A 24,148-nucleotide genomic window follows, 5' to 3' on the forward strand; every position below is an offset into this window, starting at 1 on the left:
GCCTAAAGTACTTTGAATGTAATCTGGTGAAAACGCACAGATCCGGACGAAATAGGGTGGAACAGATGGCGGGTGAAACGGAACAGGGCAGTCGTTACCGTCAAATCGCAGAGCAGATAAAACAAGCCATTCACAGCGGCTCGCTGCCGCCCGACAGCCGTTTACCGTCGGTGCGCACGTTGGCGACGCAGTACAGCGTCAGCATGACCACCGCGCTGAAAACATTACGCACGCTTGAGGATGAGCACTATGCGGTGGCGCGTCCCAAGTCCGGTTTTTTTGTCGCACCGCGGCCTGTTAATAAAACCTTTACCACGGTCATCAACGAGCAAGCGCGCGAAGTGGCGCCGCTCGACGAGCAGACCGAGCTGCATCTGGCGATGCTCGGTTCAGACTGCCGCGTGCGGCTGGATCTGGCCAACGGCGACCTCTCACTCTATCCGGTGAAGAAGATTGGTTTGCTGATGCGCCAGATGGGTTACAGCAAACCGGCGCTGCTGGGGAATACCGTAAAAGGCACCGGTTATGCGCCGCTGAAAAATGAAATTGCACGCCGCGCGGTGGATTATGGCTGCAATATCAATGCGGATGACATCCTGATCACCAACGGCTGCATCGAAGCGATTTCGCTGGCGCTGCGCGCCACCACGCGGCCCGGCGATATCGTTGCGGTGGAATCGCCGTGCTATTTCGTGTTGCTGCAGATGCTGCATAACCTCAATCTACGGGTGATTGAGGTGGAAGCGGGGCCGGAAGGTTACGTCAATGTGGAGAAACTCACTTCACTGTTCCAGCGCAAAGCGGTGCAGGCGTATCTCACCATCAACAACATCAATAATCCGCTCGGCAAAAGCATTCCCAACGAGCAGAAAGCCTATATCGCGCGTCAGGCCGACGAGAACGATGTGGTGATCATTGAGGATGATATCTTTGGTGATACCGCGTTTGGCGAGCGTCGTCCGTTTCCAATGCGTGCCTTCAGCCCGAACGCTATTTTGTGCAGCGGCTTCTCGAAAACGGTTGCGCCGGGCATTCGCATTGGCTGGGTGCACAGCAGCAACTACATGCGCAAAATCGCCTCGCTGAAATACACCACCAGCATGGGCACGTCGGTGTTGTCGCAAGCAGCGATTGCCGAACTGCTGCGCAGCGGCGGCTATGATGCGCATCTGCGTAAGCTACGGCGCGAATTAAAGAATCAAATTCAGCATATGCGTCAGGCGGTGCTGCGCTACTTCCCGCCGGGCACGCGGGTGTCTGATCCTGAAGGCGGCTATGTGTTATGGGTGGAAATGCCGATCGGCGCGCTGAATGTGCGCGCGCTGTTTCTGAAGGCGCGCAACGCGGGTATCGGTATCGCGCCGGGCCATATTTTCGCTACCGATCACCGCTACGATCACTGTTTTCGACTCAATGCCGGTTTTGGCTGGAATACCGAAGTGGAGCAGGCGATTCAGCAGCTGGCGCAGTGGTGCCAGCTATCTATAACGCAGGGATAGCGCAATAGAGTGCGCCGCTACGGAATGTGCACACAATCGTAGCGGCGCGATTCATCGCGCGATTTTGAAGCTTTAATTCTTAAACGCGGCTTCCAGCTCTTCCGCCAATATCTGCACCGCGCGCTCAATCTTCTCTGCATCCGGCACATAGTTCATGCGCATGCATTGATGGGTGTGCGGCCATTCGTGCTCCAAACCGGGGAAGAAGAAGTGGCCGGGCACCATCAGCACGCCGCGCGCTTTCAGGCGCTGATACAGCGTTTCGGTGCTGATCGGCAGATCGCGGAACCACAGCCAGAGGAAAATCGCGCCTTCGGGTTTATGAATCAGGCAGCGATCTTCCGGCAAATAGCGGCGAAGAATCGCAATCGTCTCGCTGACTTTGGCCTGATAGAACGGCTTAATCACCTCTTGCGACAGCCGCAGCAAATCGCCGCGTACGATCATCTCATTAGCAATCGCTGGGCCGATGCTGCCCGGCGCCAAACTAATAATGCCGTTCATGTTGCCAATGGCGGTGATAGTGCTCTCATCGGCGACGATAATGCCGCAACGTGCGCCGGGCAGGCCAAGTTTCGACAGGCTCATGCACAGAATGGTATTGGGATTCCACAGCGGGCGCGCTTCGCTAAAGATGATGCCGGGGAACGGCACGCCGTACGCGTTATCAATCAGCAGCGGTACGCCGTGCTGCTGCGCCAGCGCATCCAGCTGCAGCAGTTCATCATCGGTGATCACGTTGCCGGTTGGGTTGGTCGGGCGCGAAACGCAGATCAGGCCGACATCGTCATTCAGCGGCAAATGGTCGAAATCAACGTGATATTTGAACTGGCCTTCCGGCAGCAGCTCAATGTTTGGCTTGGCGGAGACAAACAGATCCTCTTCCAGGCCGGCATCGGCGTAGCCGAGATATTCCGGTGCCAGCGGGAACAGCACGCGCTTTTTGCTGCCGTCGGCGCGACGTCCGGCGAACAAGTTGAAGAGATAGAAAAACGCACTCTGGCTGCCGTTGGTCAGCGCGATGTTTTGCGCGGTTAATGGCCAGCCAAGTTCCTCACGCAGCATCTTCGCCAGCGCATCCAGCAGCAGCGCTTTGCCGCGCGGACCATCGTAGTTGCACAGCGCTTCGCTCAGCTTGCCGTCCTGATGCATCTGCATCAGCAACTGGTTGAAATAGTCATTCATCGCCGGGATCTGCGCCGGATTACCGCCGCCAAGCATGATGGTGCCGGGCGTGCGCAGGCCTTCACCCATGTCTTCCATCAGACGTGAGATGCCGGAGTGTTGAGTAAATTTGTCGCCGAACTGAGAAAAGGACATAGGAAGTTAAAACGTTGTGAAATCGAATGGGGAACCACCATAGCGCCCGCCGCTGGCAGGCGCAATGGGTAAACGGCAAGCTTAGCCTTGGATCTGCGGGTTAACGCAGTTTTTCTCGACTTTGCCGCTCAGGGCGGCGATCAGGTTATCGACCGCGTCGCGCGCCATGCCGTAACGGGTTTCATGGGTGGCGGAACCGATGTGCGGCAGCGCGACCACGTTCGGCAGCGTCAAAATTTCGGCATCGGCAGGCACCGGCTCAACTTCGAACACATCCAGACCGGCGGCGTGGATAGTGCCGTCTTTCAGCGCCGCCGTCAGCGCCTGCTCATCCACCACCGGACCGCGACCGGCGTTGATCAGAATTGCGCTTGGCTTCATCAACTTGAGCTGCGCCGCGCCAATCATATGGTGCGTCTGTTCGGTCAGCGGCAGGCTGATGCAGACAAAATCACTCTCTTTCAGCAAGGTTTCCAGATCGCAGGCTCGCGCACCAAAGCGGGTTTCCGCCTCTTCATGCTGACGACGCGCGTTGTAGAGAATGTTCATGCCGAAGCCAAAGTGCGCACGCTGCGCCAGCGCCAGGCCGATGCGGCCCATACCGAGAATGCCGAGAGTTTTGTGGTGCACATCAATGCCGAAATGATCCGGTCCGATGCTCTTTTTCCACTCGCCGTTTTTGACCCACTTATCCAGCTCGGTCACGCGACGCGCGGTGCTCAGAACCAGCGCCATCATGGTATCAGCGACAGTCTCGGTCAACACGGTTGGTGTGTGCATCAGCAGCACTTTGCGTTGATTCAGCGCATCAACGTTGAAGTTATCGTAACCCACCGACACGGTGGAGCAGGCGCGCAGCGCGGGCATTTTAGCCAGCAACTCGCCATCCACTTTGCCGCCAGAGCCGAGCAAACCTTGCGCCTGTTCGAACTGCGCCGCGTGTTTTTCGATAGTTTCCGGGGAAATGTCGTGCACTTCAGTGACGGTGAAATGGGCATCCAGTTTGGTGCGCAGGTCATCTGGCAGGCTCTTATAAAGAATCACAGCAGGTTTCATCTTTTGCTCCCTTTAAAATGTAGGGGAGGCGTTAAGGCCTCCCGAATCGATTACGCGTGCTTCGCCCCGTGAACGGGCGGCGGCGTTTTGTTCTGGGCTGGTTTGACGATCAACGTCAGCCAAACCGAAGCCAGCAGCGCAGCACCCATGAAAATGTAGGAGGCGGCAGGCGAACCGGTCGCGCCATTAAGATAGCCTACAATCCACGATCCGACGAAGGAACCCAGTGCGCCCATGCTGTTGATTAATGCCATCGCACCACCGGCGACGTTGCGCGGCAACATCTCAGGAATGATGGCGAAGAACGGACCATAAGGCGCATACATCGCCCCACCGGCAATCACCAGCAGCGTATACGACAGCCAGAAGTTGCTGGAACCCACCAGATACGAACCGAGGAACGCCAGCGCGCCAATCAGCAGCAGCGGCCAGACAAACAGTTTACGGTTCTGGGTTTTATCTGACGCCCACGACACCACGATCATCGCAATGGTCGCCACCAGATAAGGCACCGCAGACAGCCAACCGGCTTCCACCATGCCCATCTGCGAACCATTACGCAGAATGGACGGCAGCCACAGCACAAAACCGTACACGCCGATGCTCCAGGCAAAATATTGCAGGCACAGCAGGATCACGTTGCGATTACGGAACGCTTCACCGTAGTTACGTACCGCTTTAATCCCTTCCTGCTCTTTTTGCAGCTGCGCCTGCAGCGCGGCTTTCTCGCTTTCGCTCATCCATTTGGCCTGGGCAGGTTTGTCCTGCACCAGGAACCACCAGGCCACCGCCCAGATCACTGCCGGGATGCCTTCAATGATAAACATCTCGCGCCAGCCAAAGGACTCAATCAGATAGCCAGAAACCACCGACATCCACAGCACCGTCACCGGATTACCGAGGATCAGGAAGGTATTGGCGCGCGAACGTTCGGATTTGGTAAACCAGTTGCTGATATAGATCAGCATCGCTGGCATCACCGCCGCTTCCACCACGCCAAGTACAAAGCGGATCGCCGCCAGCATCGGAATGTTGCTGACCACGCCGGTCAGCGAGGCGCAGCCGCCCCATAAAATCAGGCACCAGAAAATCAGCTTCTTCACGCTGCGACGTTCGGCGTACAGCGCGCCGGGGATCTGGAAGAAGAAGTAGCCGAGGAAGAACAGGGCGCCCAGCAGCGATGACATGCCTTTGGTGATGCCGAGATCGTCATTTATCCCTGCGGCAGAGGCGAAGCTGAAGTTCGCCCGGTCCAGATACGCCAGACTGTAGGTGATAAACACGATGGGCATGATAAACCACCAGCGTTTTGGCGCGATTGTCTGCGATTTCATGGGTGACTCCTCTGGTTGAGGTGGACGCATTCAGTGGATGCGTCTCGCGATATTGTTGTAGTGGGTACAGCTATTTGGTTTCGTACGGACCCGTAGCGGCGCAATTTATTGCGCTTCTGGCAGCGAAGCCGCTGCGAAAAGCGCGCGATGCATCGCGCCGCTACGGGATTATGCTGTTATCAGTAATCGCCCAATGCCGCGCGCGTCGGCAGGCCTTCACTGTCGCCAGCGACCTGAATCGCCAGCGAACCGATCTTATTACCGCGCAGAATCGCCTGCGGCAGGGATTTGCCTTCAAGCAAAGCGCTGATCAGCCCAACCGCAAAGCCGTCGCCGGCACCCACGGTATCGACCACATTCTCGACGCGAATTGGTGCGACCTGGCCTTGCTGGCCGTCGGCGGTTTTGTACCAGGCGCCGTCGCCACCGGTTTTGATCACCACCGCTTTCACCCCTTTATCGAGGTAGAAATCGGCGATGGCTTCCGGCTGGCGGTAGCCGGTGAGAATCAAACCCTCTTTCTCGCCCGGCAGCACCCAATCGGCGTATTCCGCCAGATGATTGAGTTGCTTGCGCATCTCCTCTTCGCTGCGCCATAACACCGGACGCAGATTAGGATCGAAGGAGATGGTTTTGCCCCGCGCGCGCATCTCTTTTGCCGCGTGTTGCGCCAGGGCAAGCGAGCTGTCAGAGATTGCCGCCGCCACGCCGCTCAGATGCAGATGGCGCGCGCTGCCAAAGTAGTCGTCGTTGAAATCGTCGGGCGACAGATGGCTGGCGGCGGAGCCTTTGCGGAAATATTCGACTTCCGGATCGGAGCCGTCATCGACGCGGGATTTGAGCTGGAAGCCGGTGCGATAGCGCGTGTCCGTGGTGACGCAGCGGTGATCGACGCCCTCTTTTTCCAGCTGTTGCAGCGTGAAGCGACCAAAGCTGTCGTCGCCGACGCGGCTCACCCAACCGACCTGCAAACCGAGGCGCGCCAGGCCAATCGCCACGTTGAGTTCGGCCCCAGCAATGCGTTTGACGAAGCCTTCTGCTGCGGCGAGATCGCCGGTTTGCTGGGCGATAAACATCGCCATCGCTTCACCAATCGTCACCACATCCAGCGTTTTTTGCGTCATCATCGGCTCCTTACGCTGCACGCAGCAGGTCAACGTAATGGCGAGTGACCGCCAGCAAATCCGCGCCTTCCAGCGGGAATTCGATGCCGCGCGGAGCGTCGGTTGGCAGCGCGTTCAGCAGCGTGCGCCAGCTATCGTCGGCCTGATCCAGCGCGATCGCGCGGAAAGTAGCGCCGTGTGGCACCGCCGCTTTAACGTGGATGTAGCTGACGTAGCGACTGAGTTGCGCGGCGGCCTGCAAACCGTCTTCGCCGGTCCACTGCCAGTTGCCCATATCGAAGGTCATATCCAGCGGCAATGCGGCATCGCAAGCCTGATGGAAGAAGCGCAGCATCGGCGCCAGTTTGCTGTCTGGCGTTTGATCGTTCTCAACCACCAGCGTCACCGTTGATGCTTTAAGTACATCGAGCAGCGCGCGCGCATCAAGTTCAACGAAATGCCCAAGCGCCACTTTCAGGCGCTGAGCGCCGATTTGTTCGGCTTCCTGCAGGAACTGCGCCAGACGCGGATTCAGCGCACCATCATCCAGCCACAACGCTTCCGGCACGGAATAACTGGCGCTCAGCTGATGCTGGGAAATCGCATTGCCCAGCGCATGCAGCAGGCAGAGTTCATTTTCGTTGAACAGCTCGCGACGAATTTCGACGCCATCTGCGCCAGCCTGTTTGATAAGCGGCAACAGCGCGGCCTGGCCACCCAACTCCGCTACTTTCTGCGCGCCGTATGCGGCAGTTACAACAATAATTTCTGGTTTCATCACGTTTCTCCGGGCATGACCACATCCCATTCGTTATAAAAAACCTAAATGGAACCGGTTCCAAAGGAAAGGCGCAGACCGTGAAATTATGATCATGCTCACGAAGTGAGCCATAAAAGGCCGGCTTAGCGCAGCGGCTGGCTGGAGCCGCGTACGATCAGTTCGCCGGAGAAGAGCTGTTCGCTGACCGGTTGCTCGCTGCCCTCAATGCGCGCGATAACCTGCTCCAGCGCGGCGTAACCAATCTGCCAGGTGGGTTGCTTTAAGGTGGTGATGCCGACACCCGCCAGCGCCGCCCATTCCAGTTCGTCAAAGCCCAGCAGGCCAATCGCTTCGCCCCAGCGCAGCGCAAGGCGCTGCAGCGCGCGCGCCACTTGCAAGGTCAGCGCGCCGTTGGCGGCGATCACCGCACAGCGTTTGTCGGGATGCCGCTGGTGGAATTCCCGCAGCTGTTTTTCCAGCGCGTCGGGCTGATGCAGCGCCACTTCGGCATTCTCTGCCGCAATCTCTGGCGCGTTTTTTACCGTGTCGTAGAAGGCGCGCAGACGTTCACGGCGCGTATTGACGCTGCCGAGAGGCTCGCTAAGGAAGAGCAGGGCTTGATAGCCGTTATCCAGCAAATGTTGGGTCGCAACCGTGGAGGCTTCAACGTTGTTGAGCCCCACCATATCGCAGGCGAAATCGGGGATTTTCCGGTCAATCAATACCATCGGCAGCATCGACTGTTGCAGGCGATTGAGCACTTCTTCATGCATGCCCACAGCATTAACCACAATGCCTTCCACCTGATAGCTGCTGAGCAGTTGCAGGTAATGCTGTTCGAGATCGACTTCGTTGTTGGTGTTACACATCAGCAGGGTAAAGCCCTGCGCACGACACGCCGCTTCGATGCCGCTCAGCACGTCAACCGAGTAAGGATTGGTGATGTCGGCAATGATCAGGCCAATCAAACGCGTGCGGCCGCGTTTCAGTCCGCGCGCCATCTGGCTGGGACGATAGTTGAGTTCGGCGATGGCCTGTTCGATACGGGCTTTGAGATCGGGCGAGAGCAGATTCACTTCGCCATTCAGATAGCGGGAAACGCTGGTTTTACCGGTTTTTGCCGTACGGGCAACGTCACTGATTGTGGCTCGTGGCGGCCTGGTTTTCATTGCTTACACCTGCTGAAAAGAAACAGGCGAAGACTAACACAGCTCGCGCCAGGCGCAATCATTGCGCGTCAGAAGTGAGTCGCAGCACCGGCTGCCAGAGCGTTTGCAGATCGCCTGGCGGCACATCATCGAGCAGTTGCAGCACCATTTCGGCGATGCGCTCGCCAATGTGCTGCTGCGATGATTGCAGAATGGTGTTCACCGGCTGATCGACAATCGAATCGGGCGGCAATCCATCATACACATACAGCGGAATCGCCTGCGCGCCCTTCAGGCGGGCCGCCTGCTGCAGCGCAATCGCGGCACCTTCACCCAGCGTGCTGCAATCGGTGATGATCGCCTGCGGCGCGTCGCCTTGCGCCAGCCAGGCATTGGTTTGCTGATAGCCGGAGCGGCGTGTGGCGGGTAGTGCGGCCATCAGGGATTGATCGACCGGCGCCTGATGCCGAATCAGCGCATCAATAAATCCCTGGCGGCGATCGAGGATGTACGTTGCCGTTTCGTTACTGCCGAGATAGGCCAGACGCGGCCAACCTTGTTGCAGGCAGTGTTCTGCCGCCAGAAAGGTACCGGCGTGATTATCGTAATCAATCCATGCGTATGGCAGCGGCAGCTCGCTGCGGCCGAGCGTCAGGAAGCGGAAACCCTTCTGCTGCAAGCGTTGCAGTCGCGCATCCTGCGGCAGGGTGTGGGTTAAAATCAGCGCATCGATGGCGCCGCTGCGCAGCATGCGGATCAGCTTACGCTGTTGCCCTTGCGGTTTGTCAGGCAGCAACAGCAAATCAATATCGTGCTGGGCGAGGCGTTGATCCAGCATCAGCAGCATTTGGCTGTAATAGCTGTCATTGAGCGAGGCGTGGCTGATGGGAAAGAGTAGACCGACCGCATTGGCGCGCCCGGTTTTCAGGCGGCGGGCAGCGTCGTTGGGGCGATAGCCGCGCGCATTCGCTTCGTCTTCAATGCGTTTACGCGTGACGGCCGCTACATCGTCATAGCCATTTAGCGCCCGGCTCACGGTAGTAACAGAGAGGCCAAGGGTAGCGGCGATGGCTTTGAGTGACATGATAGCGTCCCACTGATCAATTTTTGATCACGCTAGCATAAAGGAAAAGGCGGCTCTATCGGTTACGAATTTTTTAGCTTTTTCTAACAAAGATGGCGTCAAAAGAGGCGGAAAAATGTGACAAAAGCCGATCTGTTCGTGCAGATCGGCTCTTTACTTTTAGCCCAGTGGGCTGAGGGTGATCTCAACGCGACGGTTCTGTGCTTTACCGTCTTCGGTGCTGTTGCTGGCAACCGGATTATCCGGGCCTAAACCCTGGGTGCGCAGACGGTTTTGTGCCACACCTTGCAGAATCAGACCGCTGGCCACGCTGTCGGCGCGCTGCTGTGACAGGCGCATATTCAGCGCGCGCGTGCCGGTACTGTCGGTATAGCCCACCACATTCACGGCGGTTTTTGGATACTCTTTCAGCACCATCGCCACGCCGGTCAGGGTGTTGGCGCCCGCCGGTTTCAGGTTGCTGCTGTTGGAATCAAAGGTGACGTTATTCGGCATGTTGAGCACGATGTTGTCGCCCTGACGCGTCACGCTGACGCCGGTGCCGCGCATTTTGTCGCGCAGTTTCGCTTCCTGCACATCCATATAATAGCCCGCGCCGCCGCCCAGTGCGGCACCGGACGCCGCGCCAATCAACGCACCTTTACCGCGATCTTTCTTCGACGACGACAGCACGCCCACGCCCGCACCCAGCACCGCGCCCAAACCAGCACCGATACCCGATTTGCCCGCCTGCGATTCGCCGGTATAGGGATTGGTGGTACAACCCGACAGCGCGAGGCTGCCGCTCAGTAACAAGGTCAGCGCCAAAATACGCTTATTCATGAAAAACCCCTCACAGATTTAAACGGGGAAAAGCCCCAAAACGGCACTATTATGCCGTTCAATTATGGGGAAATGCGTGAGGGTCAGTCTTAATTTGTAAACTTTTGCTTTAAAGATTATCAGGATGGCAAAAACAGCTGGTTTGATGATCGTTAATTAAGCCGCAGGCCTGTAGAAATGAGTGGCAGGTTGTGGGGCCGACGAATTTAAAACCACGCTTCTTAAGTGCTTTCGACAGCGCAATCGCGGGCTCGGAGGTCGTTGGCGCGTCTTTGTAATTCGCGTAACGGTGCAAAATCGGCGTATGGTCGACAAAAGACCAGATAAAGCGTGAAAACTCCTCTCCGGTGGCTTCCAGCGCTAGCAAGGCACGCGCATTGTTGATGATCGCTTCCAGCTTGCCGCGATGGCGAATCAGTCCCGCATTTTGCATCAACCGTGCCATGTCGCTTTCATCCATCAACGCCACGGCTGCGGGATCAAATTCATGGAACGCGCGGCGGTAGTTTTCGCGTTTTTTCAGTACCGTAATCCATGAAAGTCCGGCCTGTTGGCCTTCAAGACAGACCATTTCAAATAAGACTCGCTTATCGGTTTGCGGCACGCCCCACTCTTTATCGTGGTACGCCAGATACAGTGGATCCTCAGTTACCCAGCCACAACGTTGCATTGCATCACTCCCTTAGCCTATGAAATAGCGGTAGTTCCCTTGACGAATGGCAAAAGCGATTAATAGTTATACAAGGGGCGCCGATATAGATCTTATAAAACCTAAACGCCCATCTCTTCCCGGCTCGTCAGGAGTCCTTCATGTTGCAGAAAAGTCAGCGGACAGGCCAGCATATAATCGCGCTGGCTTTTGGCAGTGTATGGCTATTTTTTCTGGCCGGGAATACCTATGCCTTTGATCAATCGAGCCAGAATAGCGCACCCGATTACAACGCCATACTTGCTGAAAAAATTTCCAGTAATCACCTGATGTTGACAGAAAACCCCGATGCCAACCTGTTTGACGCCGCGCTTAACTCGCCGAATGACTACGCGCTGGTGATACACAGTGAAACCGCCAGCGTCGGCGCTACGCCTTTTGTTAATCGCTACTCTGCCGGCTGGTCGATGCCGATGAGTAAAGCGGTGAGCACCGGGCCGGTGGCGCAGTTTGCGGTAGATGATTCGACCTTGAGCTGTCCGAAGTGCGCAGGAGTGGATAGCAACAACGCCGAGCACATTGCCTCCGTTGGCTGGCGCGTGGATTCCAGCCTTGGTGGGATATCGCCGTGGGCGCAGGTAAGTTACAGCCATCTGGTAAATGAAGAGTTGCCATCGCCCACCCGCGAACGAGCCGAGGATATCAACGGACGGGAAAGCAATTGGGTGGATGTCAGCGTCGGCGCAAATATGCCGCTGGGGCAAAATATGGCGGCCTTTGCTTCTTTTGCGCAAACTGGCGCAGTGACCAGCGGCGAGCAGTTTATTTATAGCCTGGGCGTCAGCGCCAGCTTCTAATCGGCATAAAAAGAGAAGTGACAAAACCTGAGGTCCATATACTAAGCGCGCTAATCATTACTTTGGTCACAATATGCGCAACAATATTATTCTTATTAGCCGTGAAGTTACGGCCTTTCTCATCAGTGGATTGGTGCTCGTTTTCTGTATGGCGATGGTCTACATCGACGTCAACTGGATGAACGATGCCCTGCACGAAACCTCCTTCACCGAAATCACCCAGGAGCTGATGCTCTTGCTCATCGCCACCTTCTATTTCCTCTCGGCCTGGCAGCGGCCATCACAACGCAGCGTGCTGATCCTGGTCGGCGGTTTTTACAGCTGCATGCTGATTCGTGAGATGGACTTCCTGTTCGATTTCATCAGGCACGGCGCCTGGCTGTGGTTTGCGCTGGCGACGACGGCGGCCTGTCTGGCGATGGCCTTCCGCCAGCCGCGCCAAATCCTGCCCGGGCTGGCGTCGCTGGTTCAGCATCGCAGCTGGCAGATGATGGCCGCAGGTTTACTGGCTATTTTGGTGTTTTCGCGCCTGTTTGGCATGCATCAGCTGTGGGAACATCTGATGCTCGATGGTTATAACCGCGTGGTAAAAAACATGGCGGAAGAGGGCAGCGAGATGTTTGGCTACAGCCTGTGCCTGATCGCATCGGCTCGCTATCTTTGGCAAACCCGGCCGCAGCCTGTCGCGGTTCGGGTGCCGCACGCGTCACGCCATGTGGATCGCGCCGAACCGCTGACGATGCCACGCTAATCGCTGCGACCTTTTTGACGATCACTTGTCCTAAAACAGGTACACTTACCGCATAACGCCGGGCTGAATTTGCCGCCCGGCGCACCATGCTGGTTAACGTCAGGTTTCTTCATGTCAGTCAAAATCTTATCTTCAACGTTGGTGGGGCTGGATGGCTTCTGCCATGACCCGCTCGCCGTGCTGCAGCAGGCCGATAACGGCACGCTGGCGGTGCTGCATAACAATACGCCGGCGTTTTATGCGCTCACGCCGCAGCGTCTGGCGCAGCTGCTGGCGCTGGAAGCCGCCGCGCAGCAGCCCAATGATGTCACGCTGGATGAGAGTCTGTTTCAGACCGAAAGCGCGCCCATCGCCACGCCGGTGGGCAAGTTCGCAATGTATGAAGGCTGGCAGCCCGATAGCGATTTTCAGCGTCAGGCCGCGATCTGGGGCGTGGCGTTGAGTGAACCGGTTACCGCCGCCGAGCTGGCCACGTTTGTGGCGTACTGGCAGGCGGAAGGCCGTTTGTTCCATCATGTGCAGTGGCAGCAGAAGCTAGCGCGCAGCGTGCAGATGAATCGCGCCGCCAATGGCGGACAGCCAAAGCGCGATCTCACGCAAATCAGCAATACTGATTACGATATTCCCGATGGATTCCGAGGTGAGTAATGAAAACGCCGAACGATCTTTTTAGTCGCCTGAAAAAGATGATGCCGTCCGAAGTGCAGCCGAAATTCAAAAACGGCGCGGAGCTGCTGGCCTGGAACCAGGAGCAGGGCCGCTTGCGCTCGGAAGCGATTGTGCGAGAAAACCGCGCGATGAAAATGCAGCGCATCATGGGGCGCTCGGGAATCCGCGAGCTGCACATGAACTGCTCGTTCGACAACTATCGCGTGGAAAATGATGGGCAGCGCAAAGCGCTGGCCATGGCGCGCGAATACGCCGCCGGATTTGAAAACAGCATCTCCAGTTTTGTTTTTTCCGGTCGTCCCGGCACCGGTAAAAACCACCTTGCCGCAGCGATTGGTAACGATCTGATTATTCGCGGTAAAAGCGTGCTGATTGTCACCGTGGCCGACTTGATGTCGAGCATGAAAGGCACTTTCAGCGGCGGCAGCGATTTAACTGAAGAGCGCCTGCTGCACGATCTCAGCCATGTGGATCTGCTGGTGATCGATGAGATCGGCATGCAGAGTGAATCGCGCTATGAAAAAGTGATCATCAATCAGATTGTTGATCGCCGCTCATCGTCGAAACGCCCAACGGGCATGTTATCGAACCTCGATCCCGCCGGCATGAATTCGCTGCTGGGTGAACGCGTGATGGACCGTATGCGCCTCGGCAACAGCTTGTGGGTGCGCTTTGACTGGGAAAGTTATCGCAGCCGTGTGCGCGGTGATGAGTATTGAGGAGTGCTATGAAAGCAGCCGGTAAAGGTCCAGCACTACTTCGCCTGAACAACCTGAAGCGGGTGATGATGCAACTGCGCACCACCCGCATCACCTCCCGCCAGGATCTGGCATTAGCGCTCGAGCTGAGCAAAAACACCGTTTCACTGATTGTCGATGATTTGCTGGAAGCCGGGCTGATCAATGAGCTCGGCCCGGTTAGCGTGGCGTCAGCGGGCCGGCCGAAAATCGAAATCTCGCTGCGCGCCGAAAAGCTGAAAAGCGCGGGCATCATGGTGGAGCGCCAGGCGATTCACTGGCGCGTGTGCGACTATTTCTCGCAGGTGATTGCCGAGCAAACCTGGCGCACCGAAACCAGCGATCCTGAGCAGTTGCTGCATGAGCTGGTGGAAGTGTGCCAGACCTTGCACGCGGCGCATCCCGAGCTGCTCGGCGTGGCGATTGGTTTCCCTGGCATCATCGATCCGCATCGCGGCTGGGTGCATTTTTCCGCGCATCTGGGCTGGCAGGATGTGGATGTGATGACCATTCTCAGCCACGAGATGCCGCTGCCGCTGCGCATCATGAATAACGTCAAAGCGGCGGCGCTGCTTTCGGTGCAGCAACTCGAACTGAATAAGTCGCAAAGCCATTTCTATCTGCGAATTTCTGAAGGATTAGGCGGCGCGCTGGTGGAACACGGCGAAGTGTTTACCGGCAGCAGCTGGACGGCGGGCGAGATCGGCCATCTTACCGTGCAACCCAACGGCGAACGCTGTAGCTGCGGTCGCTTAGGTTGTCTGGAAACGCTGGTGAGCAAACCGGCCATTCAGCAGCAGCTGGCAAAACGCAAACCGGGCCTGCGCTGGCAGAATGGCGAGAGCGAACCGGAAATCCTGAAAGAGGTGATGACGCAGGCGGGCACCCACTTGGGCAACGCGTTGAGTCAGGTGATGCAGCTGGTGAATCCGGCCAGCATCATTATTGATGGGCCGTGGAATGCGCAGCCAGCGTTTGTGCAGGCGGTGCAGCAGGCGGCGCAGGCCGGTGCGCTGGCCTTTACCTTCGCCCATACCGCGCTGCATTTCCTGCCGCTGCGTATCGATCCGGCCAACGGCTTAGCGCTGGCGGTGATTGAGCAGTACGAACGCCTGAGTTAACAAGGGCGCCATAAAGGGCGCCCTGCAGATCCGTATCCTTACCGATTAATGCCGTGGAATATCAAATGATTCGCTCGCCTTCACGGTGGACGTCGTCTCCGGCAACTCTGCTTCGACGTTAAATTTACGCAGCACCAGCGCATGAATCTTCTCAAGCGACACGCCGGCCGTTTCTGGCAGATAGCGGAAGGTGAAGAAGTACATACCCAGCGAGAAGATTGCGAACAGCAACAGTGGGAAGCCACCGTGGAACATATCCAGCAGCATCGGGCTGCTGTTCATGATCGGGAAGGTGCTGCTGATAACAAAGTTGGCCATCGACATCGCGCAGATGGAAATCCCCACGCAAATCGAACGAATCTCGGTTGGGAACACTTCGCCCAGCACCGTCCAGACGATCTGCCCCCACGTCATACCGAAGAAAATCATGTAAGCGAACAGGCCAATAACCGCCAGCATACCCGGCAAGTGGTAATAGAAGGCGATGAAGGAGTAGGTCAGGCACACGCAAGAGGTGATTGCGCCCAGCAGCAGCAGCTTACGACGACCGACTTTGTCGATCAGCATCATCCCCGCCAGCACGCCAATAAACTGACAAATCGACAGCCAGAAGGTTTGCAGCAGCGCTGAGTCAGTGCTGCCCGCGACGTTTTTCAGCAAGGTTGGCCCAAAGTACTGAATGACGTTGATACCGCTGATCTGGTTACCCACCGCCAAACCGATGCCGACAATCAGCAATGGAATGGTGGTTTTATCCAGACGCAGACGCGATTTGTGCTGCTGCGCGGTTTTATCAGAAAACGAATGTTTGATTTCGTTGAACACGCTCTCGGCATGTTCGCGGTTAGAGATTTTGGTCAGCGTATCCAGCGCTTCATCGTACTTGCCTTTCAGCACGTTCCAGCGCGGTGATTCCGGGATAAAGGCGATGAACAAAATAAACAGCGCGCACGGCACCAGCGCGGTGGCGAGGATGTAGCGCCAGCCCATGTTGATCATCACATCCGGCAAGGTGGATTTGGTGATGAAGTAGTTGGTCAGCAACACCACCGATTGTCCACCGACGCAGCACACCGCATAGAGCGCGGTGGTACGGCCACGAAACTTCGAAGGCGACAGCTCAGCCAGATAGATAGGCGAAATTACCGACGCCAGGCCAATCGCTAATCCGCCAATCATGCGGAAGATGACGAACACGGTGAAGTTATGCGCCAGCGCCGTGCCGATTACCGAAACGGTAAACAGCAGGGCGGTGATGGCGAGGGATTTTTTACGTCCCAGCTTGTCGCTGAGGCGCGGTGCCATAAAGCAGCCGATCAAACTGCCGAGCAGGATATTGGAAACGGCCCAGCCGGTTTCAGCGGGCGTTAACTGGAAATATTCACTTAAGGGTTCGATTGCACCGGAGATAATGGAAGAGTCATATCCCATCAGCAGACCGCCGAATGCCGCGACAGTACAGCAGAGAATGACATACTTCATGTTGTAGCGTTTTTGCCTGGTATCCATTGTTATAGCCCCTTGTCTCTACGGCCTGAACGTTACTTGTCCAGAAAGAGGGTGGTGTAGGTTTCGATGTTCAACTTTTATTCACGCGAGGTCTTCGTGTTGGAATATATGTTCTAAATGATGGTATTTGGATCATTTTTTCCGAAAAGTGTGAAGGGGGTGGCGAAAATTGCCGAATAAGTCGTCAGGAGTATGCTTATAGCCCAATGAAATGATAGGTTTTTCATCAACTCACTCAGTAATGGCATTGCACAATTTGCTTTTTATTGGAATTTTCATTCTGTTGAATACGTGGGTTTGCCGGGTTTATTTCACCCGACGGAGCGCACGGGTGCGTTTCATTTTTTAACAGGCAACGGGCATAATACGTTGATTATCAGCCCCTCTTTGCGGACGCCGTAATGAAAACGCAGCGCATCACTCTGGACGATATTGCTACCCTGGCGGGCGTCACCAAAATGACGGTAAGTCGCTATCTGCGCACGCCGGAAAAGGTCAAAACGGAAACGGCGGAGAAAATCGCCAGCGTGATTGCCGAAATTGGCTACGTCGCGGATAGCGAAAATGTCTCAGCGACCAAACAGAACCCACCGCGCATCGGCGTGTTAATTCCTTCTTTTAATAATCAAATCTTTGCCGACTTGCTGGCGGGTATTGAATCGGTGACCAGCGCGCACGGTTATCAAACGCTGGTGGTCAATTACGACTACAACGCCCAGCGTGAAGAGGAGCAGATCGCCACGGTGCTGGCCTTTAACATCAAAGGGCTGATCCTGACCGAATCTGTGCACACTGTGCGCGCAGAAAAATACCTAAACGCCGCCAACATTCCGGTGGCGGAAGTGATGGGGCTGACCGAGGCGCGTGGACGCATCAATGTGGGTTTCGACAACTATCGCGCCGGCTACGACATGACGGCGATGCTGCTGGCCAGCGGCAAACAGCGCGTTATCTATTTTGGTTCGATGTCCGATCGCCGTGATGAGCAACGCTACGCCGGTTATCGCGATGCGGTTGAAGCGGCCGGGTTGCCTGCGGGCCGGATTGTGCCGAACAAGGTCTCTTCGGTATCGATTGGCACCGGCATGATGACGCTGGCGCGCCAGCTCTATCCGGAGATGGATGCGATTCTTTGTACCAATGACGATCTGGCGGTTGGCGTACTGCAGGAGTGTCAGGCGGCGCGCATTGCCGTGCCACAAGCGATGGCGATTGCCGGTTTTCACGGGCTGGAAATTGGTCAGGCAACCACGCCACGCTTAGCTAGCGTGATCACGCCGCGCTTTGAGATGGGAAAAGTGGCGACGGAGATCATCCTGAAAAAGGTCAACCAGCAGCCCACCATCGAGCAGGTCGACCTGCATTATCGCCTTTCAATGGGCGCGACCATTTAAATCACGGCGCATAGCGCAGATGAAGCAGCGGAAAAGGATTTCCCTGACCATCCAGCGGCGAGCGGCCGGTGATAACAAATCCCTGATGCTGATAGAAACCTAGCGCCTGCGGATTCTGCTCGTTCACATCCAGTTCGGTGACATTCATTTGTTCGATGGCGAAGCGCAGTAGCTGTTTGCCTATGCCGAGACCAAACACTTGCGGCGCGACAAACAGCATCTCCAGCCGATTATCCGCCACGCCGAGAAAACCGACGATGTTCTGTTGTTCATCGCGATAAACACGCAGCTCAACCATCGGCAAATATTGCTCGCGCACCAACGGGCGCAGAGCGCGGATATCCGCATCTTGCAGGAAATGATGCGTCGCCCGCACCGAGGCTTCCCATAACGTGGTTATCGCCTCGAAATCGCTCCTCTGAGCGGGGTAAATTCCTTTCATGGTGTTCTCCTTGATATTTTCGTGTCATATCCGTAAACGCTGATGATTAAGCTTTTGACTCGATGATAGCGCGATAAATTGTTGCCACTTCACTCCTTTGTTAGAGTGTGGTGAATTTTAGAGGAATGATTTATGCCGCGCGATAATCGCTTGTCCCGCTCGTTGCACGCACTGATACATCTGGATCGGCACGTTAAACGCGCCACTTCAGAAACGATGGCTAAAATGTTGGGCACTAATGCGGTGGTGGTGCGCAGGATGATGTCCGGCCTGCGTGATAAAGGGTATGTGGTGTCAGAAAAAGGGCACGGTGGTGGATGGGAGCTGCGTGTGGCGTTAACGGAAATATCCCTGCTGGATGTTTATCAGGCAATCGGCGCACCAGCACTGTTTAGCATTGGTCCGGCTGCGGAGCCCTCGCCTTGTCTGGTTGAGCATGCCGTTGATGCGCAACTCGATCAAACCCTTAGCGAAGCGGAAGCGCTGTTGTTGAAGCGCTTTAGCCAAATTACTGTTGCCGATATTAGCGACGATTATCTGAGTAAAATGGCTAAACTTGGCCTCCCGTCCAATACCTTCCCTAAATGCAGTGAATAACCGATTTTTCCCGGTTATTCATCACATCGGTTAATCCTGTTTTTGTAAGGTGATTTGTGCTTCATGCTTCATGACGTGCGTAGTAATGGCCGCCTGGAAAACCTTAAACATCAAACCATTAATAAAGGTTGTTAGCGTGAGGGTGATAAATGCTGTCATCAGCCAGTCAGCAATTGCCATTCCGCTATGTAATAAATCAGGGTGATAAACCACCATGCCGAAAAATACCACCCAGTGGCTCATGCAATAGAAGCAATGAAACAAGTGACCCAATAATGCGTTCTTTTTAGCGGTCCATGCGCGTAATCCCGCGAATAGCTCAGTTTGGGTAATTGTCATGGAAATACTGGCCGATGCCAGTGCGATCGCCAGACATATTGACAGGTTCGATATTATTAAGCTGCTCATACATTCTCCTTTTCATCTCAAAGTATCATTTCATGTAACTAACAATATTACATGATGCATTTGGCTACAAGATGCCGAAGAGTCCTAGCTGTAGGAACAGCCATAAATTGGCGAGTTATCGTTATTTATTGGCTTTTGACCATCACATAGCCAGTGAGCGTCTTCTTATAATGCTTATCAGTTAATCGCTGACACCGAAATTTCAGAGCGCACTGATCGTAGCGGCGCAATTTATTGCGCGATAAATCGCGCCGCTACGGGATGTGCGACGATTTATCGGTATCACGGTATTCATTTCGACATCAGGAGGAAAGATGGATATGCACGCCGCCTTTATGCAGCAACTGATGCTCTGGATTGAGGACAACATTGAACAGAAACTCATTCTGGAAACCGTGGCGCGCCGCGCCGGCTATTCGCAGTGGCATCTGCAGCGACTGTTTCGCAGTTACACCGGCGTCGCGCTGGGTACCTATATTCGCGAGCGCAAGTTAACGGCTTCGGTGATTGCGCTGTTGAACAGCAATATGCCGCTGATGGATATCGCCATCAAATATGGCTTCGACTCGCAGCAAACTTACTGCCGCACCTTCCGCCGCATGTTCGACCTGCCGCCCGGCGCGTTCCGTCGCAAATATCAGCACAGTTTGCCGGACATTGACGGGCCCGCTAGTTTGCTGTTTTTGCATCCGCAGAGTCGGCTGGCGGCGTAAAGTATTTGCCGGGCGTTGAGCCAAACGCGCTGCGAAAAGCGCTGATATAGCTGCTAACACTGTCGAATCCGACCTGCCACGCCACCTGCTGCACACTTTTGCCCGCCGCCAATCCTTCCAGTGATTTGAGTAAACGTGAAACCTGGCGATAGCGCGTCAAGCTCATGCCGACCGCGCTGGCCCAATGACGGCTCAGACTGCGCGGGCTGAGCCCCGCCCAGCGCGCCAGTTCGGGTCCGGTACGCGTATCGGAAGGATCGTCCATCAACAGGCGCGCAATCTGCAGCAAGCGCGGTTCCGCCGGCAGCGGTAACGTCAGCGGATGTTCGGTCGATTCATATAACTCATCCAGGAACACCTCGCACAGGCGATGGTAGCGCGCGCTGCCCCAGTGATCGGGCGACAAGGTTGCCAGCCTTTCCGCCAGCGGCTCCAGCACCGACGGGCAGGAAAGCAGGACGGGATGATCCGGCAAGGGCGCGGCCAGCGCGTCGTCCACCAATACTGTCCAGCCAAGCACCGGGCCCGGCCCGATGATCGCATGTTCAAAGTAGGGCGGAATCCAGCCCACCAGTCGCGGCGGATTGGCGAAAATACCCGACGGCGTTTTCACCGTCATCAATCCCTGCTTCAAACAGAAGAGCTGCCCGGCGGCGTGGCGATGGGTGAAGGTTTCACGGTCCAGCTGCTTCGCTAACGCAGCGGCAATCACTTTCGGCGCATCCGGCTGCAGCAGGCGCTGACGCAGCTCAGCCTGACGCGGATTGCCGGAAAAAGTCAGAGTATCGGTTGGATGGATTAGCATGCCTGGCTCCACAATGCGATGAAGGAGCAAAGTGGCGGAGATAGGTGGGGAAGTAAAGCGTGGGTGTGTATAAGTTGAGGAGTTAAAGGGCGGGATGCGGCCCAGCGGCGATCATTTCGATTTCTTAGGGCTTGTCTGCCACTGCAGCAGACTGGCAATGTTGTTTTCACCTTCTGACTCTTTCAAACGACGCTGTTGCTCGGCGAATTCACCGTATTCAGCCTGCGCTTTTTCATCGGCCATTTTCTTACTGATTGAACCTGCACCTTGCAGCACATCGCGATCGTTAAACTGCAAAAATTGATCGAGTTTGCTCTGCCAATCGCGAAGAAAAACCTGCTGGCGGCGGCGCGCCTGATCTTCGGCGAAATCCAGCCACATCGTGACCACGCGATTAAGCTCGCTCACTTCGTCCTGAACCAGATAATTTTTAGCCACGGTGACATCGCTTCTGCGCACCTCTTCACCTTTGAAACTGGTCAAACCCATATGAGGTTGGCTGGCGTTGGCGCGTATATGAATCAGCTCGGCAGCGGTATAACCGGTACAGGCAAAGTGCAATTTGTTCTGGATGGTTTGAAAAAACTGCGTGGTCTCTTTGAGGGAAGGTTGATAGTCAGCCGCTAAGGCAAAAATCTCGCGAACGCGTAGATACATCCGACGCTCACTGGCGCGAATGTCGCGAATACGCTCCAGCATCTCATCGAAATAGTCAGGTACTGCGGATGAACCAACCGGCGGATTTTTCAGCCGCTCGTCGTCCATCACGAAGCCCTTGACCAAATATTCTTGCAGGGTTTGCGTTGCCCATTGGCGGAACTGAGTACCGCGAGCAGAGCGGACGCGATAACCGATGGCGAGAATCATTGGTAGGCTAAAGTATTGAACCTGATAATTTTTTCCATCACTGGCAGTTGTTCGGTAAAACCGAACAACTGAATTTTCCAGCAATTCACCCTCTTCGAAGATGTTTTTGATATGCCCACTGATGGTCGCTTTCGCTTTATCAAACAGCTCACATATCATGGCCTGAGAAAGCCACAGAGTTTCGTTTTCAAAGCGACATTCAACCCGCACTTTCCCATCGCCGCTCGCAAACATGACAAATTCGCCTGCTGGTGATGGTGTGGATTGCTCCTCTGACATGTCGCCTCCGCTCTTTTAGGATCTGGTGCACAGTATGCCAGAGAGACGCAATGAAGCTCATTAGTCGATTGGCGATTATTTTATCAACTGCAGCGCAGCAGATTTGGTAAACGGTTGGGGTGCTCCGCAATTACAACCTCTTTATCAGCGTCTACAGTTAACCTATCCACCTTCCTTCACTAAGCCTCTGACACCATGAGCCTTTCTCTGATGCATTATCTTCGTGCGCGCCTGCGTTTGTTGATTTCGATTGTCGCTGGCGTGGCCTGTTATTTCTTCCTGCCTGCGCATCTGGGCATGTTGCAGCGTCTGCTGATTGGCTGGAACGTGCTGGCATGGCTCTATCTCGCATTTCTGTGGCTGCGCATGTTAGGCACCGAGGCCAAAGACATTCCGCATATTGCGAAAATCGAGGATGAAAGCGCGACGCTGGTGTTGAGTATGGTGACGCTCACCTGCCTGGTCAGCATTCTGGCGATTCTGATGGAACTCACCACGCTGAAGAGCCTAACGGGAACGCCACGCGTGCTGCATCTGCTGCTGACCGCGGCAACCTTGGTGGTTTCCTGGGCGCTGCTTCCGACGTCATTCGCCATGCATTACGCGCATCATCACTATCTGCGGCGCAGCAAGGATGTCACGCCGATGATCTTTCCTGAAAAGCCCGAACAGCCGGAATACTGGGATTTTCTCTACTTCTCTTTCACTATCGCGGTAGCTTCGCAAACCGCCGATGTGGCAACGGGCACCACGGATATGCGGCAAATCGCTCTGTTACAGTCGGTGATTTCGTTTGTATTCAATCTGGCGATTTTGGGATTGTCGGTGAATGTGGGGGCGGGGTTGTTGAGTTAGCTGAATGAAACAAAAAAGTGGCGGAAGATCACAGGAGTCGAACCTGCCCAGGACCGCTGGCGGCCCCAACCGGATTTGAAATCCGGCCGCCTCACCGGAGACGACGATCTTCCTTTGAAGATGCCGCAGGAGTATAGCGACAATCGCGGCGGAATTCTTGATCTCAGCCGTGCGTCACAGCACGTTTTCACCGTGAAGCTGCCGATACTCCTTTGGCGTATTGGCGTAACTCTTTTTAAACACCGAATAGAAATATTGCAGCGACGGGTAACCACACATTTGTGAGATCTCATTGATGCTCAGCGAAGAACACGCCAGCAGCTCGCGCGCTTTCTCCAGTTTTTCGCGGTGAATCATGGCGTGAATGGTGTCGCCGGTTTCATCGCGGAAGCGTTTTTCCAGATTCGATCGCGAGATGCCGATGGCATCCAGCACTTGTTCAACCTTAATGCCTTTGCAGGCGTTGAAGCGGATGTAATGCATCGCCTGAATCACTGCGGGATCGTGCAAGGAGCGGAAATCGGTGGAGCGGCGCGCAATCACTTTTACCGGTGGCACCAGAATTCGTTGCAGTTGCAGAGGCTGATTATCCAGCAGGCGATGCAGCAGTTTTGCCGCCTGATAACCCATCTGGCGTGAACCCTGCGCCACGGACGAGAGCGCCACGCGCGACAGATAACGCGTCAGTTCCTCGTTATCAATCCCGATCACCGTGAGCTTTTCCGGCACCGGAATTTTGAGGTATTCACAGGCCTGCAGCAGATGGCGCGCACGGGCATCGGTGACGGCAATAATACCGGTTTGCTGCGGCAAGGTTTGCAGCCAGTCAGCCAGACGGTTTTGAGCGTGCTGCCAATTTTCCGGCGCGGTTTCCATGCCCTGATAAACCACGCCTTGATAACGCTCGCGCGCCACCAGCTGGCGAAACGCATGTTCACGCTCTTGCGCCCAGCGTTTGCCGCTGGCTGCGGGCAAGCCATAGAATGCAAAGCGGTTCACGCCTTTCTCTTTCAAATGCAAAAAGGCGCTCTCGACCAGCGCGGCGTTGTCGGTGGCGATGTAATGCACCGGCGGATAGTCCTGCGGCTGATGGTACGATCCGCCAACGCCAACTATCGGCACCGACACGTTCGCCAGCAGTTTTTCAATCGAGGGATCGTCGTAATCCGCGATAACCCCGTCGCCCAGCCATTCACGGATATTGTCGATGCGGCAACGAAAATCCTCTTCAATGAAAATGTCCCAATCCGTTTGTGATGCCTGTAAATACTCACCGACGCCCTCAACCACCTGGCGGTCATAGACCTTATTGGCGTTGAACAGCAACGTAATGCGAAAGCGTTTCTCATGCATCGTGGCGCACTCTCCT

At 55.6% G+C, this 24,148-nt stretch carries 25 protein-coding genes and 1 tRNA gene; 10 read left to right on the forward strand and 16 right to left on the reverse strand.

Annotation, left to right across the window (positions count from 1 at the left end; all coding sequences use genetic code 11):
* Positions 1 to 65: 65 nt before the first annotated feature.
* Positions 66 to 1,499, forward strand: coding sequence for a PLP-dependent aminotransferase family protein (locus tag P6287_RS00110; protein ID WP_277974316.1), 1,434 nt, complete (start codon positions 66 to 68; stop codon positions 1,497 to 1,499).
* Between the two features lie 72 nt (positions 1,500 to 1,571).
* On the opposite strand, the gene P6287_RS00115 is transcribed toward P6287_RS00110, so the two are convergent.
* The 9 genes from P6287_RS00115 to P6287_RS00155 form a co-directional block, all read right to left on the reverse strand.
* Complete coding sequence (locus P6287_RS00115) at positions 1,572 to 2,819, reverse strand: valine--pyruvate transaminase (RefSeq protein WP_277974317.1); 1,248 nt, start codon at positions 2,817 to 2,819, stop codon at positions 1,572 to 1,574.
* A gap of 81 nt (positions 2,820 to 2,900) precedes the next feature.
* Positions 2,901 to 3,875: a glyoxylate/hydroxypyruvate reductase GhrB gene (gene ghrB, locus P6287_RS00120; RefSeq protein WP_192236811.1), complete on the reverse strand. Its 975-nt coding sequence runs from the start codon at positions 3,873 to 3,875 to the stop codon at positions 2,901 to 2,903.
* 50 nt (positions 3,876 to 3,925) lie between these two features.
* Complete coding sequence (locus tag P6287_RS00125) at positions 3,926 to 5,209, reverse strand: MFS transporter (protein ID WP_101763879.1); 1,284 nt, start codon at positions 5,207 to 5,209, stop codon at positions 3,926 to 3,928.
* Positions 5,210 to 5,388: 179 nt separating this feature from the next.
* Complete coding sequence (locus tag P6287_RS00130; protein WP_277974953.1) at positions 5,389 to 6,333, reverse strand: sugar kinase; 945 nt, start codon at positions 6,331 to 6,333, stop codon at positions 5,389 to 5,391.
* 10 nt (positions 6,334 to 6,343) lie between these two features.
* Positions 6,344 to 7,090 (reverse strand): sugar phosphate isomerase/epimerase, encoded by a 747-nt coding sequence (locus tag P6287_RS00135; RefSeq protein ID WP_192236812.1) that lies wholly within the window; start codon positions 7,088 to 7,090, stop codon positions 6,344 to 6,346.
* A 125-nt stretch (positions 7,091 to 7,215) separates the two neighbouring features.
* Positions 7,216 to 8,241: a LacI family DNA-binding transcriptional regulator gene (locus P6287_RS00140; protein ID WP_137384837.1), complete on the reverse strand. Its 1,026-nt coding sequence runs from the start codon at positions 8,239 to 8,241 to the stop codon at positions 7,216 to 7,218.
* Between the two features lie 58 nt (positions 8,242 to 8,299).
* The gene (locus P6287_RS00145; RefSeq protein ID WP_277974318.1) at positions 8,300 to 9,304 is read right to left on the reverse strand and encodes a LacI family DNA-binding transcriptional regulator; all 1,005 of its coding nucleotides are present in this window, start codon (positions 9,302 to 9,304) and stop codon (positions 8,300 to 8,302) included.
* A gap of 159 nt (positions 9,305 to 9,463) precedes the next feature.
* Positions 9,464 to 10,126: an OmpA family lipoprotein gene (locus tag P6287_RS00150; RefSeq protein WP_101763875.1), complete on the reverse strand. Its 663-nt coding sequence runs from the start codon at positions 10,124 to 10,126 to the stop codon at positions 9,464 to 9,466.
* Positions 10,127 to 10,235: 109 nt separating this feature from the next.
* On the reverse strand, positions 10,236 to 10,796 hold the full coding sequence (locus P6287_RS00155) for a DNA-3-methyladenine glycosylase I (RefSeq protein ID WP_101763874.1): 561 nt from the start codon (positions 10,794 to 10,796) through the stop codon (positions 10,236 to 10,238).
* Positions 10,797 to 10,936: 140 nt separating this feature from the next.
* Between P6287_RS00155 and P6287_RS00160 the strand changes: the two genes are divergently transcribed.
* The 5 genes from P6287_RS00160 (at position 10,937) to P6287_RS00180 (ending at position 14,910) form a co-directional block, all read left to right on the forward strand.
* Entirely contained in the window at positions 10,937 to 11,632 is a 696-nt protein-coding gene (locus P6287_RS00160; protein ID WP_277974319.1) for an autotransporter, read from the forward strand.
* Between the two features lie 73 nt (positions 11,633 to 11,705).
* Positions 11,706 to 12,383, forward strand: coding sequence for a hypothetical protein (locus P6287_RS00165; RefSeq protein ID WP_192236815.1), 678 nt, complete (start codon positions 11,706 to 11,708; stop codon positions 12,381 to 12,383).
* A gap of 111 nt (positions 12,384 to 12,494) precedes the next feature.
* Entirely contained in the window at positions 12,495 to 13,031 is a 537-nt protein-coding gene (dnaT, locus tag P6287_RS00170; protein ID WP_101763871.1) for a primosomal protein DnaT, read from the forward strand.
* Positions 13,031 to 13,771: a DNA replication protein DnaC gene (gene dnaC, locus P6287_RS00175; protein WP_007893471.1), complete on the forward strand. Its 741-nt coding sequence runs from the start codon at positions 13,031 to 13,033 to the stop codon at positions 13,769 to 13,771. The genes dnaT and dnaC overlap by 1 nt, the downstream gene beginning before the upstream one ends.
* An 8-nt stretch (positions 13,772 to 13,779) precedes the next feature.
* Positions 13,780 to 14,910, forward strand: coding sequence for an ROK family protein (locus tag P6287_RS00180; RefSeq protein WP_137384842.1), 1,131 nt, complete (start codon positions 13,780 to 13,782; stop codon positions 14,908 to 14,910).
* Between the two features lie 45 nt (positions 14,911 to 14,955).
* Here P6287_RS00180 and P6287_RS00185 read toward each other — a convergent pair whose 3' ends face one another.
* Entirely contained in the window at positions 14,956 to 16,419 is a 1,464-nt protein-coding gene (locus P6287_RS00185; RefSeq protein ID WP_101763868.1) for a sugar porter family MFS transporter, read from the reverse strand.
* Positions 16,420 to 16,820: 401 nt separating this feature from the next.
* On the opposite strand from P6287_RS00185, the gene P6287_RS00190 reads away from it, so the two are divergent.
* Positions 16,821 to 17,813, forward strand: a complete 993-nt coding sequence (locus P6287_RS00190) for a LacI family DNA-binding transcriptional regulator (protein WP_192414306.1) — start codon at positions 16,821 to 16,823, stop codon at positions 17,811 to 17,813.
* Between the two features lies 1 nt (position 17,814).
* Here P6287_RS00190 and P6287_RS00195 read toward each other — a convergent pair whose 3' ends face one another.
* Complete coding sequence (locus P6287_RS00195) at positions 17,815 to 18,255, reverse strand: acetyltransferase (protein ID WP_192414308.1); 441 nt, start codon at positions 18,253 to 18,255, stop codon at positions 17,815 to 17,817.
* A 132-nt stretch (positions 18,256 to 18,387) separates the two neighbouring features.
* On the opposite strand from P6287_RS00195, the gene P6287_RS00200 reads away from it, so the two are divergent.
* Positions 18,388 to 18,852, forward strand: a complete 465-nt coding sequence (locus P6287_RS00200; protein WP_101763865.1) for an Rrf2 family transcriptional regulator — start codon at positions 18,388 to 18,390, stop codon at positions 18,850 to 18,852.
* A gap of 30 nt (positions 18,853 to 18,882) precedes the next feature.
* Here P6287_RS00200 and P6287_RS00205 read toward each other — a convergent pair whose 3' ends face one another.
* Positions 18,883 to 19,260 carry a DUF1360 domain-containing protein gene (locus P6287_RS00205; protein ID WP_192414310.1) on the reverse strand — a complete coding sequence of 126 codons (378 nt, stop codon included), beginning with the start codon at positions 19,258 to 19,260 and terminating at the stop codon, positions 18,883 to 18,885.
* Between the two features lie 314 nt (positions 19,261 to 19,574).
* Between P6287_RS00205 and P6287_RS00210 the strand changes: the two genes are divergently transcribed.
* Positions 19,575 to 19,973 (forward strand): helix-turn-helix domain-containing protein, encoded by a 399-nt coding sequence (locus tag P6287_RS00210; RefSeq protein WP_101763864.1) that lies wholly within the window; start codon positions 19,575 to 19,577, stop codon positions 19,971 to 19,973.
* Here P6287_RS00210 and P6287_RS00215 read toward each other — a convergent pair.
* On the reverse strand, positions 19,930 to 20,778 hold the full coding sequence (locus P6287_RS00215; protein ID WP_277974320.1) for an AraC family transcriptional regulator: 849 nt from the start codon (positions 20,776 to 20,778) through the stop codon (positions 19,930 to 19,932). The two genes, P6287_RS00210 and P6287_RS00215, sit on opposite strands and share 44 nt — an antisense overlap.
* Before the next feature lie 111 nt (positions 20,779 to 20,889).
* Entirely contained in the window at positions 20,890 to 21,924 is a 1,035-nt protein-coding gene (gene rhuM / locus P6287_RS00220) for a RhuM family protein (protein ID WP_277974321.1), read from the reverse strand.
* 195 nt (positions 21,925 to 22,119) lie between these two features.
* Here rhuM and P6287_RS00225 point away from each other — a divergent pair, with 195 nt between their 5' ends.
* Positions 22,120 to 22,779, forward strand: coding sequence for a DUF1345 domain-containing protein (locus P6287_RS00225; RefSeq protein WP_277974322.1), 660 nt, complete (start codon positions 22,120 to 22,122; stop codon positions 22,777 to 22,779).
* Positions 22,780 to 22,797: 18 nt separating this feature from the next.
* On the opposite strand, the gene P6287_RS00230 is transcribed toward P6287_RS00225, so the two are convergent.
* A tRNA-Sec gene (locus tag P6287_RS00230) sits at positions 22,798 to 22,892 on the reverse strand.
* A 61-nt stretch (positions 22,893 to 22,953) separates the two neighbouring features.
* A complete protein-coding gene (gene xylR, locus P6287_RS00235) occupies positions 22,954 to 24,132 on the reverse strand; it encodes a D-xylose utilization transcriptional activator XylR (RefSeq protein WP_061719296.1) in 1,179 nt (392 codons plus the stop codon).
* Positions 24,133 to 24,148: the final 16 nt, after the last annotated feature.

The organism is Pantoea sp. X85 (assembly GCF_029623675.1).
GTDB lineage: Bacteria > Pseudomonadota > Gammaproteobacteria > Enterobacterales > Enterobacteriaceae > Pantoea > Pantoea leporis.